Here is a 14,086-nt window from a genome sequence, read left to right as displayed (position 1 = left end):
GGGTTTCACCGGGTTTTGCTTTTGTTATTTCTGCTTTGCAATCGCGGGTGAACCCGCTCCCACAGGCATCGCGTACCTACCAGCGATCGGGCCCCCGCGAATTTTGGGGGAACGCACTGTACGCGAAAAACAAAAAACCCGCGCTGTCACCAGCACGGGTTTTCGAGGTCACTGCGAGGCGATCAACGCTCCAGCAGGATCCGCAGCATGCGCCGCAGCGGTTCGGCAGCGCCCCACAGCAGCTGGTCGCCAACGGTGAAGGCGCCCAGGTACTGGGAACCCATGTTCAGCTTGCGCAGACGGCCAACCGGGATGTTCAGGGTGCCGGTGACGTTGGTCGGGGTCAGCTCCTTCATGCTGATCTCGCGCTGGTTCGGCACCAGTTTCACCCATGGGTTGTGCTGGCTGATCATGCCTTCGATATCGGCCAGCGGCACGTCCTTGTTCAGCTTGATGGTCAGCGCCTGGCTGTGGCAACGCATGGCGCCGATGCGCACGCAGATGCCGTCCACCGGGATCGGGCTCTTGAAGCGGCCGAGGATCTTGTTGGTCTCGGCCTGGGCCTTCCACTCTTCGCGGCTCTGGCCGTTCGGCAGTTCCTTGTCGATCCACGGGATCAGGCTGCCGGCCAGCGGTACGCCGAAGTTCTCGGTCGGGTAGGCGTCGCTGCGCATGGCCTCGGCGACCTTGCGGTCGATGTCGAGGATGGCGCTGGCCGGGTTGGCCAGCTCATCGGCCACGGCGGCGTTGGTGGCGCCCATCTGGCGGATCAGCTCGCGCATGTTCTGCGCGCCGGCGCCGGAGGCCGCCTGGTAGGTCATGGCGCTCATCCACTCGACCAGGCCGGCTTCGAACAGGCCGCCCAGGCCCATCAACATCAGGCTGACGGTGCAGTTGCCACCGATGTAGTTCTTGGTGCCGGCGTCCAGCTGCTGGTCGATGACCTTGCGGTTGACCGGGTCGAGGACGATGACCGCGTCATCCTGCATGCGCAGGGACGAGGCGGCGTCGATCCAGTAGCCCTGCCAGCCGGCTTCGCGCAGCTTGGGGAAGACTTCGTTGGTGTAGTCGCCGCCCTGGCAGGTCAGGATCACGTCCAGGGTCTTGAGCTCGTCGATGCTGTAGGCATCCTTCAGCGGAGCAATGTCCTTGCCCACCGCAGGGCCCTGGCCACCGACGTTGGAGGTAGTGAAGAACACCGGCTCGATAAGATCGAAATCCTGCTCTTCGAGCATCCGCTGCATGAGCACGGAACCGACCATTCCACGCCAACCGATCAGACCTACACGTTTCATCGCAACTACACCTTCGCTAAAAGTGGGCCGCCGCCCTTGGTTGTGTTCTGGGCGGCGGGCCAGAGAGATTACAGATTCCGCAGCGCTGCGACTACTGCGTCGCCCATTTCCTGCGTACCTACTTTGGTGCAACCGTCGGACCAGATGTCTCCGGTACGCAGTCCCTGGTCCAGCACGACGCTGACGGCCTTCTCGATCGCCTCGGCGGCGGCCTGCTGGTTGAAGCTGTAGCGCAGCATCATCGACACCGAGAGGATGGTCGCCAGCGGGTTGGCGATGCCCTGGCCGGCGATGTCCGGCGCGGAGCCGTGGCACGGCTCGTACATGCCCTTGTTGTGGGCGTCCAGGGAGGCAGACGGCAGCATGCCGATGGAACCGGTGAGCATGGAAGCCTCATCCGACAGGATGTCGCCGAACATGTTGTCGGTGACCATCACGTCGAACTGCTTCGGCGCGCGGACCAGCTGCATGGCGGCGTTGTCGACGTACATGTGGCTGAGTTCGACGTCCGGGTAGTCCTTGGCCACTTCCTCGACCACTTCACGCCACAGCTGGCTGGAAGCCAGGACGTTGGCCTTGTCCACCGAGCAGAGCTTCTTGCCACGCACGCGGGCCATGTCGAAACCAACGCGGGCGATGCGACGGATTTCGCTTTCGCTGTACGGCAGGGTGTCGTAGGACTGGCGTTCGCCGCCTTCCAGCTCGCGGGTGCCGCGTGGCGCGCCGAAGTAGATGCCGCCGGTCAGCTCGCGAACGATGAGGATGTCCAGGCCGGAGACGATTTCACGCTTCAGCGAGGAGGCATCGGCCAGTTGCGGGTAGAGGATCGCCGGACGCAGGTTGGCGAACAGGCCCAGTTGCGAGCGGATCTTCAGCAGGCCGCGCTCGGGACGGATGTCACGCTCGATCTTGTCCCACTTCGGCCCGCCCACGGCGCCCAGCAGCACGGCATCGGCTGCACGCGCGCGTTCCAGGGTCTCGTCGGCCAGCGGCACGCCGTGCTTGTCGATGGCAGCGCCGCCGATCACATCGTGCTCCAGGGCGAAGCCGAGCTGGAACCTGTCGTTGGCCAGTTCGAGGACCTTGACCGCTTCGGCCATGATTTCCGGACCAATGCCATCACCCGGGAGAATCAGAATCTGCTTGCTCATGCTTTCCTCTATTTCAATTCAAGCGGCGCGCCGCGATGGCCCGCCGGAAAAAACTCAGCGCTCGGCCCACAGCACCAGGACATCGGTGCTGAACGAACCGTCGGCTTCGATCTGGTAATACTGCCGTACTTCTTCGCCCATCGCCTGCTGCAATTGGAGGATGGCGGCGCGCATCGGCTCGGGGGTGCGCATGCGCTCGACCCACGAGGTGTATTCGAGGCGCAGGCGCTGGCGCGTGTGGCTGCGTACAAAAAGCCCGGCTTCGCTGACCTGGCGCAGCCATTCGGCGGCGCTGTAGTCACGCACGTGGCTGGTGTCGCGCAGCACTTCGACGCTTTGCAGGTAGGTGTCCAGCAGCGGGCTGCCCGGCGACATGACGTCGACGAAAGCGGCCACGCCACCCGGCTTGAGCACCCGGCGCACTTCGCGCAGGGCCAGGCCGAGGTCGCTCCAGTGGTGCGCGGAGTAGCGGCTGAAGACGAAATCGAAGGTGGCATCGGCGAACGGCAGGCGTTCGGCGGCGCCGCGCTCGGTGACGATGTTGCCCAGGCCACGCTCGCTGGCGCTGGCAGCGACCACGTCGAGCATCTGCTGCGACAAATCGTAGGCCACCACTTCGGCGACCAGCGGCGCCACATGGAAGCTGACATGGCCGGCGCCGCAGCCGAGGTCGAGGACACGGGCGCCTTCCTGCCCGGCCAGTTCGGCCTGAAGCAAGGCGAATTCGCTGCCCTGGGCGTGCACGGTACTGCTCAGGTAGGCGCTGGCCTGTTCGCCGAACTGGCGCTGGACGACGTCCTTGTGGCTGCTGTTGGTCATCTGCAAGTCTCCGGGCCCCTATCGCTGGCAAGCCAGCTCCCACAAGGTTCTGTGCTGTTCACGCTATCTGCACCCAACACAGTACCTGTGGGAGCTGGCTTGCCAGCGATGGAGTCAACACATCAGTTGGCGTCGCGGAACAACCACGGCTGGCTGGCGCGATGCTTCGCTTCGAAGGCACCGATGGCATCGCTGTCCTGCAGGGTCAGGCCGATGTCGTCCAGGCCATTGAGCAGGCAATGCTTGCGGAACGCATCGATCTCGAAGCCCAGCACCTTGCCGTCGGGACGGGTCACGGTCTGCGCCTGCAGGTCGATGGTCAGCTGGTAGCCCGGGTCGGCTTCCACCTGCTTGAACAGCTCGTCGACTTCAGCGTCGGGCAGGATGATCGGCAGCAGGCCGTTCTTGAAGCTGTTGTTGAAGAAGATGTCGGCATAGCTCGGCGCGATGATGCTGCGGAAGCCATATTCTTCCAGGGCCCATGGCGCGTGCTCGCGGCTGGAGCCGCAACCGAAGTTCTCGCGGGCCAGGAGCACGCTGGCACCCTGGTAGCGGTCGTGGTTGAGGACGAAGTCCGGGTTCTTCGGCCGCTTGCTGTTGTCCTGGTACGGCTGGCCGACATCCAGGTAACGCCATTCGTCGAACAGGTTCGGACCGAAACCGGTGCGCTTGATCGACTTCAGGAACTGCTTGGGAATGATCTGGTCGGTGTCGACGTTGGCACGGTCCAGCGGGGCGACGAGGCCGGTGTGTTGGTTGAAGGCTTTCATGCTGCGCTCCCTTGGATCAACTCGCGTACATCGATGAAACGGCCGGTGACGGCGGCGGCGGCGGCCATGGCCGGGCTGACCAGGTGGGTACGACCACCGGCCCCCTGGCGGCCTTCGAAGTTACGGTTGGAGGTGGACGCGCAGTGCTCGCCGCTCTCCAGGCGGTCCGGGTTCATCGCCAGGCACATGGAGCAGCCTGGTTCACGCCATTCGAAGCCGGCTTCGAGGAAGATCTTGTCCAGACCTTCCTGCTCGGCCTGGGCTTTGACCAGGCCGGAGCCCGGGACCACGATCGCCTGCTTGATGGTGGCGGCGACCTTGCGGCCCTTGGCGATTTCCGCGGCGGCGCGCAGGTCTTCGATCCGCGAGTTGGTGCAGGAACCGATGAACACGCGGTCCAGCTGGATGTCGGTGATCGCCTGGTTGGCGCTCAGGCCCATGTATTTCAGGGCGCGCTCGATGGAGCCACGCTTGACCAGGTCGGCCTCGGCAGCCGGATCCGGCACGCGCTGGTCGACGGCGAGGACCATCTCAGGGGAAGTCCCCCAGCTGACCTGCGGTTTGATCTGCGCGGCGTCCAGCTCGACCACGGTGTCGAAGACCGCATCGGCGTCGGACACCAGGTCTTTCCAGGCCTCGACGGCCAGGTCCCACTGCTCGCCCTTCGGCGCGTAGGGACGGCCCTTGACGTAGGCAACGGTCTTTTCGTCGGTGGCCACCAGGCCAACGCGGGCGCCGGCTTCGATGGACATGTTGCAGATGGTCATGCGGCCTTCGATGGACAGGTCGCGAATGGCGCTGCCGGCGAACTCCATGGCATGGCCGTTACCACCGGCGGTGCCGATCTTGCCGATCACGGCGAGGACGATGTCCTTGGCGGTCACGCCCACGGGCAATACGCCCTCGACGCGCACCAGCATGTTCTTCATCTTCTTGGCGACCAGGCACTGGGTGGCGAGCACGTGCTCCACCTCGGAGGTGCCGATGCCGTGGGCCAGCGCGCCGAAGGCGCCGTGGGTCGAGGTGTGCGAGTCGCCGCAGACCACGGTCATGCCCGGCAAGGTGGCACCCTGCTCCGGGCTGATGACGTGGACGATGCCCTGACGCACGTCATTCATCTTGAATTCGGTGATGCCGTACTCGTCGCAGTTCTCGTCGAGGGTCTGCACCTGCAGGCGCGACACCTGGTCGACGATGGCGTCGATGCCACCCTTGCGCTCCGGCGTGGTCGGTACGTTGTGGTCGGGGGTCGCGATGTTGGCATCGATGCGCCACGGTTTGCGATCCGCCAGGCGCAAGCCTTCGAAGGCTTGTGGCGAGGTCACTTCGTGGATGATGTGGCGGTCGATGTAGATCAGCGCCGAACCATCGTCGCGCTGCTTGACCAAGTGCGAATCCCAGAGCTTGTCGTAGAGCGTTTTGCCGGACATCAGGCGTTCCTCATCAGTCTTTCTATGCCAATAACCACTTGGCTTGTACGGCTGATGGTATGGCGATAGATTGGATAACTCAAATTCATAATTTTTATGCTTTGGATAACCAAAGGGAATCCGAAAACATGGATCTGGCCAATCTCAACGCCTTTATCGCAATCGCCGAAACCGGCAGCTTCTCCGGGGCCGGCGAACGCCTGCACCTGACCCAGCCGGCCATCAGCAAACGCATCGCCGGCCTCGAACAGCAACTGGACGTACGCCTGTTCGACCGCCTCGGTCGCGAAGTCAGCCTGACCGAGGCCGGCCGCGCCCTGCTGCCCCGGGCCTACCAGATCATCAATGTGCTGGACGATACCCGCCGGGCCCTGACCAACCTCACCGGCGAGGTCAGCGGGCGCCTGACCCTGGCTACCAGCCATCATATAGGCCTGCACCGCCTGCCACCGCTGCTGCGGGCCTTCACCCGCCAGTATCCGGCCGTCGCCCTGGACATCCAGTTCCTCGATTCGGAAGTAGCCTACGAAGAAATCCTGCATGGTCGCGCCGAAATCGCCGTCATCACCCTCGCCCCGGAGCCCCACAGCCTGGTGCGCGCGGTGCCGGTGTGGGACGACCCGCTGGATTTCGTGGTGGCTCCGGAGCATCCGCTGGCGCGAAAAGCAGCCGCCGGTCTGGAGGATATCGCCCACCATCCGGCGGTTTTTCCCGGCGGCAACACCTTTACCCACCATATCGTCCAGCGCCTGTTCGAGGCCCGGGGCCTGACGCCGAACATCGCCATGAGCACCAACTACCTGGAAACCATCAAGATGATGGTCTCCATCGGCCTGGCCTGGAGCGTGCTGCCGCGGACCATGCTCGACGAACAGGTGGCTTCCATCAGCTTGCCGGGCATACAGCTGACTCGCCAGCTAGGCTACATTCTTCATACGGAACGAACGTTATCGAACGCAGCCAGAGCCTTTATGGCACTGCTCGACAGCCATGCGAGAAAACCCTGAGGCCGCCGGTCGCTCCGGGAAGGCCTGTACCAAGGAAGCGTATTCGCCAAAGGTCTGGTAATCGATGCCCAAATCAACACGTTTTCCGCGCCTGCCACGTATCCACGCCGCCGATCCCCAGGAGTCCGAGCAGACCTGGGAAAACGCCCCGCAACTGCTGGCGGCCCTCAACGGCGCGCGCCTCGGCGCCTGGTTCTGGGATGTCGAGAGCGGCCGGATCAGCTGGTCCCGCGGTACCCAGGCGCTGTTCGGCTACGATCCGCGCCAGCCGTTGCCCAACGACCTGGACTACCTCGACCTGCTGCCGCCCGAGGACCGTGCCCGCACCCTGCAGGCGTTTCATGCGGTGCTGGACGGAGAGCCGCAGGAACAGGCGATGCGCCATCGCATCCGCTGGCCCGACGGCAGCCTGCACTGGCTGGAGATCAACGGCAGCCTGACCCAGGACAAGCAGGGCCGGCCGCAGATGATCGGGGTGATCCGCGAGATCACCGCGCAGCGCGAGCGCGAAGACGCCCTCAAGGACAGCCAGGAACGCCTCGACCTGGCCCTGGACTCGGCGCAACTGGGTACCTGGGACTGGCATATCCCCAGCGGCATGCTCTATGGCTCGGCCCGCGCCGCGCAGTTGCACGGCCTGCCCCCGGTACCCTTCCACGAATCCTTCGAAGCCTTCTTCGACGGCGTCCCGGAAGATGAGCGCAACAGCATGCGCCAGGCCTACCGCAGCCTGCGCGAGGGGCCGGCAGGCAATTACCAGATCACCTACCGCATCCAGCTGGAAAACGGCAACTCACGCTACCTGGAAAGCCGCGCGCGGCTTTACCGCGACGAGCAGGGCAATCCGCTGCGCATGGCCGGCACGTTGCTGGACATCACCGACCAGGTGGAACGGGAGCAGCGCCTGGTCGCCTCGGAAGAGAAGTTCGCCGGCCTGTTCCAGGTCAGCCCCGACCCGATCTGCGTCACTCGCCAGGACAACGGCCAGTTCATCGAGATCAACCCGGCCTTCACCCAGACCTTCGGCTGGAGCGCCGACCAGGTGCTGGGCCGCAGCGCCGAGGAAATCGGCCTGTGGGCGGAGTCGGCGGAGCGCGCCCGGCGCATCGAGCAAGTGATCCGCGACCAGGCGCTGAACAACGTTGCCGTGGTGGTCAACCACAAGAATGGCCAGGCCCTGACCTGCGTGATTTCCAGTCGCCTGATCAAGGTCGACGAGCAGACCTGCAGCGTCACCACCCTGCGCGACATCACCCAGCAGCAGCGCGCCGAGGCGGCGCTCAAGGCCAGCGAGGAGAAGTTCGCCAAGGCCTTCCACTCCAGCCCCGACGCCATCACCATCAGCGAACGCGACACCGGCCGCTACGTGGAGGTCAACGACGGTTTCTGCCGCCTCACCGGCTACAGCGCCGGCGAAGTGCTCGGGCGCACCGCTGTCCAGGTCGGCGTGTGGGCCGATGACAAGCAGCATGAACTGCTGGAGGCGGAGGTCCGTGAGCGCGGGCGGGTGCATCACCGGGAAATGCTCGGGCGCGGCAAAGGTGGCGAGTTGCTCACCCTGGAAGTCTCGGTGGAACCGATCACCCTCAATGAAACCGACTGCCTGCTGCTGACCGCCCGCGATGTCAGTCAGCTGAAGAACGCCCAGGCGCAGATCCGCCACCTGGCCTATCACGACCCGCTGACCAACCTGCCCAACCGCGCCCTGCTGATGGACCGCCTGAGCCAGCAGATCGCCCTGCTCAAGCGCCACAACCTGCGCGGCGCCCTGCTGTTCCTCGACCTCGACCACTTCAAGCACATCAACGACTCCCTCGGCCACCCGGTGGGCGACACGGTGCTGAAGATCATCACCGCGCGCCTGGAAGCCAGCGTGCGCATGGAAGACACCGTGGCACGCCTGGGTGGCGACGAGTTCGTGGTGCTGCTCAGCGGCCTGGAAGGCAGTCGCGAGGAAGTCACGGACAAGGTCCGCGAACTGGCCGACACCCTGCGCGAGTTGCTGGCCGAGCCGATGTCGCTGGATGGCCAGCGCCTGCAGGTGACGCCGAGCATCGGCGTGGCGCTGATCCCCGACCACGGCTCGACCCCGGCCGACCTGCTCAAGCGTGCCGATATCGCCCTGTACCGGGCCAAGGATTCCGGGCGCAACACCACGCAACTGTTCCACACCACCATGCAGGAGGCCGCCAGCGAGCGCCTGCGCATGGAAAACGACCTGCGCATGGCCCTTACCCGGGGCGAACTGGCCCTGCACTTCCAGCCCCAGGTGGACGCCCGCGACAACCGTATCGTCGGCGCCGAGGTGCTGTTGCGCTGGCACCATCCGCTGCTCGGCCAGCAGCCGCCGGCGCAGTTCATCCAGGTGCTGGAGGAAAGCGGACTGATCCTCGAAGTGGGCAACTGGATCCTCGACGAAGCCTGCGATGCCTGTTCGCGGATGCTCCAGGACCGCCTGATCGACGCCGAGGACTTCAGCCTGTGCGTCAACATCAGCCCGCGGCAGTTCCGCCAGAACGACTTCGTCGAACGGGTGCGGCGCAGCCTGGACGACTATCGCCTGCCCTACCGCATGCTCAAACTGGAGATCACCGAAGGCATCGTCATCCAGAACCTGGAGGACACCATCAGCAAGATGCGCGAGCTGAAGGCGCTGGGGGTGAGTTTCGCCATGGATGACTTCGGCACCGGCTATTCGTCGCTGACCTACCTCAAGCGCCTGCCAGTGGATGCACTGAAGATCGACCAGTCCTTCGTCCGCGACGCGCCGGTGGACCCCAACGACGCGGAAATCGTCCGCGCCATCGTGGCCATGGCCCGCAGCCTGGACCTGGCGGTGATTGCCGAGGGAGTGGAGTTGTCGGAGCAGCTGGATTTCCTGGAGCGGCAAGGGTGCCATCTGTACCAGGGGTACCTGCATAGCCGGCCGTTGCCGTTGAATGACTTCAGGGCCTTGCTGCTGGAGGCACCGGCGGATTACGAGGGGGGCCTCTAGCAACGAAGAAGGGCGCCATTGTGGCGCCCTTCTTCTTCACTCACCCGTCACTCAGTTCAGCGCAGGCTTGTCCCCGTTGATCGGGATGCGCTTGGCCTTGGCCTCTTCCGGCACGATCCGCAGCAGGTCGATGCTGAGCAGGCCGTTGGCCAGGCCCGCCGACTTCACTTCGATATGGTCGGCCAGGCGGAAGGACAGCTTGAAGGCACGCTGGGCAATGCCCTGGTGCAGGTAGGTGACGCTCGCGTTGCTGCTGTCGCGCTTGCCGCCAGTGACGGTCAGCACACCCTTTTCCACTTGCAGGTCAAGGTCCTGCTCCTGGAAACCGGCTGCGGCAACGACGATCCGATAGTGGTCATCGCCATGTTTTTCGACGTTGTAGGGTGGGTAGCTGCTACCCGCCTCATTGCGCGCCGCGGACTCGAACAGGTCGTTGAAACGGTCGAAGCCTACGGAATGGCGGAACAGTGGAGCCAGGGAAAAAGCGGTAGTCATGAGTACATCTCCTGAAAATCAGCGAGTTGGGTTACTACGCGACCCGACTTCGGCATCGCGTACTCCCTAGATGTGGACCACCGAAATATTTTCAAGCGCCAGTATGAAAATTTTCCTGCGGCACGCCGACGAGCGGCGGCACGCCCAGCAGCAGACCGACGCGATCACAGTCGGTTTCCCGGCGCAGTTCGCTGAACAGCGCGGTAGCTTCCGGATAGGTGCGGGTGAGCATCGCCACCCACTGCTTGAGACGGCCCGGCGCGGCGCGCGGGGTCAGTTCGACGCGCACCCGGCGCCAGAAGGCCTGGATCAGCGGCAGCAGGGCCTGCCAGTCCATTGGCATGAAGTCCACGCCATCGCGCACGGCGGCGATCTGCCGGGCCAGGTCCGGGCGCGAGACCAGGCCGCGACCGAGCATGATGTCCTCGACCCCGCTGACTTCGCGGCAACGCCGCCAGTCTTCCAGGGTCCAGACCTCGCCGTTGGCGAACACCGGCACCCTGACCACGTCCTGCACCTTGGCCACCCACTCCCAATGCGCCGGCGGCTTGTAGCCCTCGACCTTGGTCCGCGCATGCACCACCAGGTGCGCCGAGCCGCCCTCGGCCAGGGCGCGAGCGCAATCCAGAGCGCCGTCCGGGGTCTCGAAGCCCAGGCGCATCTTCGAGGTCACCGGGATATGCGCCGGCACCGCCTTGCGCACCGCGCTGGCGATCTGGAACAGCAACTCCGGCTCCTTGAGCAGCACCGCGCCACCGCGGGACTTGTTCACGGTCTTGGCCGGGCAGCCGAAGTTCAGGTCGATCACCGGTGCGCCCAGCTCGCAGGCCAGGGCGGCGTTGTCGGCGAGGCACGCAGGATCGGAACCCAGCAACTGCACGCGCATCGGCACGCCGGCTGGCGTGCACGAGCCCTGCTCCAGCTCCGGCGCCAGCTTGTGGAAGGTGGCCTCGGGCAGGACGCGGTCGCAGACCCGGATGAACTCGGTGACGCACCAGTCGATGCCACCGACACGGGTCAGCACGTCGCGCATGACGTCGTCGACCAGCCCCTCCATCGGGGCCAGGGCAATTTGCATGGGGGAGAACCTCGGAAAAAGTGCGCACATGGTAAGCGCGTTTTGCGCAAATGGAAGGGCCGGGCCGAACGCCTGATGATCGGTCAGCCCAGTGCCTTTTCCATGAACACCCGGTTGAAGCCATGCTCGACGCCGCGGTGGGTCTCGCGATAGCCCAGGCGCTGATAAAGCGTCAGGTTGCCGCTCATGGCGGCATTGGTGTACAGGCGAATCAGGGCGAACCCGGCCTCACGGGCGCGGGCTTCGGCGAAGTCGATGAGTTGACGGCCGAAACCCCGTCCCTGGCAGGCAGGATCCACAGCAACGTTGGACAGCAGCATCGCTTCAGGCTCGGGACAGAGCACCAGCATGGCGCAAACCCGCTGCCCATCTTCCAGCACCCAGACCTGCCCTTGCCGAATGAGGTCGCCATAGTCGTCATCGAGCGGGCCAGGACGCACCCCGATGCTGGCGACATACGGCAGGTAAGCCGCATCGACGACCTGGCGCACAGCCCCTTCGTCGCTTTCCGACGCCAGCCGGATCACAGTTGCTTGTCCAGCAGGGCCTGTCCGTAACCTTCGAGAAACTCCTGCGGCATGCGCTTGGGCCGGCCTGTGGACAACTCGATGCAGACGAAGGTGGTCTGGGCTCGCAGCAGCGTGGTGCCGTCGCTCGGGCGGACCAGCTGGAAGCGCCGGGTCATCTTCAGGCGCTGGTCCCAGTCGACGATCCAGGTCGCCAGTTGCAGCTCGTCGTCTTCGTAGGCACTGGCCAGGTAGTCGATTTCATGGCGGACCACGGCCATGGCCCGGTCCAGGCGCCGGTACTCGGCCAGGTCCAGGCCCAGGCGCTGAGAATGACGCCAGGCGCAGCGCTCCAGCCAGGTGACGTAGACCGCGTTGTTGGCGTGCCCCAGTCCGTCGATATCCTCGGCAGCGACCCGCAGGTCGATGACGAATGGCGTTGCCAGATCCCAGCTCATGCCCGCTCCCCTGTGTGATGAACGGGCATGAGTGTAACGGATGCTTATGCGGATTGGCGCAGCGGCGTGGCACTGCGCTGCAGCAGGTCGAGCACCCCGCTGACCACCTGCGGGTCGGCCAGGACGCGCTGATGACCACCCTCCTCCAGCATCAGCAGGCGACTGTCGAACCAGGCGTCGTGGATCAGTTGCGCTTCGCCGGCAGGCACCAGCTGGTCATCCTTCGCATGCACCACCAGGCCGGGCAGATCCAGTTGATAGCCACTGACATCCAGCCGCTCGATCGCCACGCCCACGTCCCGCTCGACCTTGCGAATGAATGCCGACCGCGCCCGTGGCGGCAGGTTGAGGCGTCGGGCGAAACCGCGCACCACGCCAAGCAGACGCGACGGCGCGGCGATGCTCACCACCGCCTCGGCACGCAGGCCCCACTGCAAGGCGAGCAGCACGCTGGCGCCGCCCATGGAGTGGCCGATCACCGCTTTCAGTGGTGGCAACTCGGCAGCGGCTTCCAGCATGGCCCGGGCGAACAGGCCGACATGCGCCTCGTTACCGGGGGAACGTCCATGACCCGGGCCGTCCAGCGCCACGGCGGTGTAACCCGCCTCCACCAGGGCATCGATCAGCCGCGCGAATTGCGTCGGCCGTCCTTCCCAGCCATGCATCAGCAGCACCGTCGGGCCTTGCCCCCAACGCAGGGCGGAGAGCCCGAAGCGCAGGGTGATGCGTTCGGCCCGCGCCAGCACCGGCAACTCCCAGTCCCGCGGTGGCTGGGTGTAGGGCGTGGTGAACGCCCGGTGCATCTTGCTGGCGATATGCCCGGGGATCAGTCGCCCCAGGGTGCCGTTGACGCCACGAATCCAGCTCAAGGTATTCATCGCTTCGCTCCAGTGGGGGATCAGATCACCGCCGTCTTGGCGGCACGCAGAATGCGGTCGGAAAGCTCATCGGTGCCCAGGGCGCGGGCCAGGGCCAGGCCGCCGACCATCAGGGCGAGGTCGGCGAAGAACTTGTCGACGTCCTCGGGGCTGTCCACCAAGGCGGCGGCCATCAGCTCGATGTGTTCGGCAAGCACCTCGCGGAAGGCATCCGGCAGGCGGGTCATCTCGCTCAGCGCACTGGGCAGCGGGCAGGCGCCCTCGGTGGAGTCGCGGTGCTTGCGCGACAGGTAGAAGGCCGCAACCAGCGCGCGGCGGGCCTGGCCGTCCAGCGCCGGGTCGACCTGGGCCAGCAACGCCCGGCGCTCACCGAGCAACTCGCGGAAGGCTTCGAGCATCAGTGCGTCCTTGCTTTCGAAGTGCGCATAAAAGCCGCCAACGGTGAGGCCAGCGGCATTCATCACCTGGTTGACGCTGGAATCCGCGGGACCATGCTGCACCAACGCGCAGCGCGCGGCATCGAGAATGCGTTCGCGGGTCTTGGCTTTCTTGTCGCTCATGGCAGGCACCCTGAAAATATTATGGAGATAATATTATGCTCATAATATTTAAAGGCAAGCGTTTTACCCGGCCATCTGTCGTGGCAGGGCAAAAAACTTTTTCGAGGGAAAAAACAAAAGGCTCATTCAATAATCGAATGAGCCTTGAAATTCCGCAGAGCGGATAAATTGGCGTCCCCTAGGGGACTCGAACCCCTGTTACCGCCGTGAAAGGGCGGTGTCCTAGGCCACTAGACGAAGGGGACTTGTAACCTTCGTGCAGATCCGTTTTCACGAATCCTGGCGGAATTGGTGGAGCTAAGCGGGATCGAACCGCTGACCTCCTGCATGCCATGCAGGCGCTCTCCCAGCTGAGCTATAGCCCCGGATTTCTAGCCTCTCGGCCCAGCGACCTCTTTCGACATCGCTTGTGCAAAACTGGCGTCCCCTAGGGGACTCGAACCCCTGTTACCGCCGTGAAAGGGCGGTGTCCTAGGCCACTAGACGAAGGGGACGCAACCCTTCTACCATTGACCGGCTCTTCGAGCCGATCGGATCGCAGTCGCTGGAATTGACTGCCGATCTGGAAATTGGTGGAGCTAAGCGGGATCGAACCGCTGACCTCCTGCATGCCATGCAGGCGCTCTCCCAGCTGAGCTATAGCC

Annotated in this window: 13 protein-coding genes and 3 tRNA genes; 2 read left to right on the top strand and 14 right to left on the bottom strand. The window is 64.7% G+C overall.

The annotated features are described in order from the left end of the window. Positions 1–182 precede the first annotated feature (182 nt). From asd to leuC, 5 genes are all read right to left on the bottom strand, one after another. A complete protein-coding gene (asd, locus tag V0R59_RS31310) occupies positions 183–1,295 on the bottom strand; it encodes an aspartate-semialdehyde dehydrogenase (protein ID WP_330078351.1) in 1,113 nt (370 codons plus the stop codon). Between the two features lie 68 nt (positions 1,296–1,363). Further along, complete coding sequence (gene leuB / locus V0R59_RS31305; protein WP_330078350.1) at positions 1,364–2,446, bottom strand: 3-isopropylmalate dehydrogenase; 1,083 nt, start codon at positions 2,444–2,446, stop codon at positions 1,364–1,366. A gap of 54 nt (positions 2,447–2,500) precedes the next feature. Next, positions 2,501–3,265, bottom strand: a complete 765-nt coding sequence (locus V0R59_RS31300; RefSeq protein WP_330078349.1) for a methyltransferase domain-containing protein — start codon at positions 3,263–3,265, stop codon at positions 2,501–2,503. A 122-nt stretch (positions 3,266–3,387) separates the two neighbouring features. Further along, the gene (gene leuD, locus V0R59_RS31295; protein WP_330078348.1) at positions 3,388–4,035 is read right to left on the bottom strand and encodes a 3-isopropylmalate dehydratase small subunit; all 648 of its coding nucleotides are present in this window, start codon (positions 4,033–4,035) and stop codon (positions 3,388–3,390) included. Then, positions 4,032–5,465, bottom strand: a complete 1,434-nt coding sequence (gene leuC, locus V0R59_RS31290; protein WP_330078347.1) for a 3-isopropylmalate dehydratase large subunit — start codon at positions 5,463–5,465, stop codon at positions 4,032–4,034. The genes leuD and leuC overlap by 4 nt, the downstream gene beginning before the upstream one ends. 128 nt (positions 5,466–5,593) lie before the next feature. On the opposite strand from leuC, the gene V0R59_RS31285 reads away from it, so the two are divergent. Beyond that, entirely contained in the window at positions 5,594–6,472 is an 879-nt protein-coding gene (locus V0R59_RS31285) for a LysR family transcriptional regulator (RefSeq protein WP_330078346.1), read from the top strand. 64 nt (positions 6,473–6,536) lie between these two features. Beyond that, positions 6,537–9,467 (top strand): EAL domain-containing protein, encoded by a 2,931-nt coding sequence (locus V0R59_RS31280; RefSeq protein WP_330078345.1) that lies wholly within the window; start codon positions 6,537–6,539, stop codon positions 9,465–9,467. A gap of 51 nt (positions 9,468–9,518) precedes the next feature. On the opposite strand, the gene V0R59_RS31275 is transcribed toward V0R59_RS31280, so the two are convergent. The 9 genes from V0R59_RS31275 to V0R59_RS31235 form a co-directional block, all read right to left on the bottom strand. After that, the gene (locus V0R59_RS31275; protein ID WP_330078344.1) at positions 9,519–9,962 is read right to left on the bottom strand and encodes an Hsp20 family protein; all 444 of its coding nucleotides are present in this window, start codon (positions 9,960–9,962) and stop codon (positions 9,519–9,521) included. 91 nt (positions 9,963–10,053) lie between these two features. Then, a complete protein-coding gene (locus V0R59_RS31270; protein WP_330078343.1) occupies positions 10,054–11,040 on the bottom strand; it encodes a tRNA dihydrouridine synthase in 987 nt (328 codons plus the stop codon). 83 nt (positions 11,041–11,123) lie between these two features. Beyond that, entirely contained in the window at positions 11,124–11,531 is a 408-nt protein-coding gene (locus V0R59_RS31265; RefSeq protein WP_330078342.1) for a GNAT family N-acetyltransferase, read from the bottom strand. Positions 11,532–11,563: 32 nt separating this feature from the next. Beyond that, entirely contained in the window at positions 11,564–12,004 is a 441-nt protein-coding gene (locus V0R59_RS31260) for an acyl-CoA thioesterase (protein WP_330078341.1), read from the bottom strand. A 44-nt stretch (positions 12,005–12,048) separates the two neighbouring features. Next, on the bottom strand, positions 12,049–12,882 hold the full coding sequence (locus V0R59_RS31255; protein WP_330078340.1) for an alpha/beta fold hydrolase: 834 nt from the start codon (positions 12,880–12,882) through the stop codon (positions 12,049–12,051). Positions 12,883–12,902: 20 nt separating this feature from the next. Further along, a complete protein-coding gene (locus tag V0R59_RS31250; RefSeq protein WP_330078339.1) occupies positions 12,903–13,442 on the bottom strand; it encodes a TetR/AcrR family transcriptional regulator in 540 nt (179 codons plus the stop codon). 169 nt (positions 13,443–13,611) lie between these two features. Further along, positions 13,612–13,687: transfer RNA gene (locus V0R59_RS31245), tRNA-Glu, on the bottom strand. A 44-nt stretch (positions 13,688–13,731) separates the two neighbouring features. Then, positions 13,732–13,807, bottom strand: a tRNA-Ala gene (locus tag V0R59_RS31240). 53 nt (positions 13,808–13,860) lie between these two features. Then, a tRNA-Glu gene (locus V0R59_RS31235) sits at positions 13,861–13,936 on the bottom strand. Positions 13,937–14,086: the final 150 nt, after the last annotated feature.

Source organism: Pseudomonas ulcerans (assembly GCF_036324125.1).
In the GTDB taxonomy this organism is placed as follows: domain Bacteria; phylum Pseudomonadota; class Gammaproteobacteria; order Pseudomonadales; family Pseudomonadaceae; genus Aquipseudomonas; species Aquipseudomonas ulcerans.
Note: the sequence above shows the minus strand (reverse complement) of the source record. Positions and strands in the feature narration are given on the sequence as shown.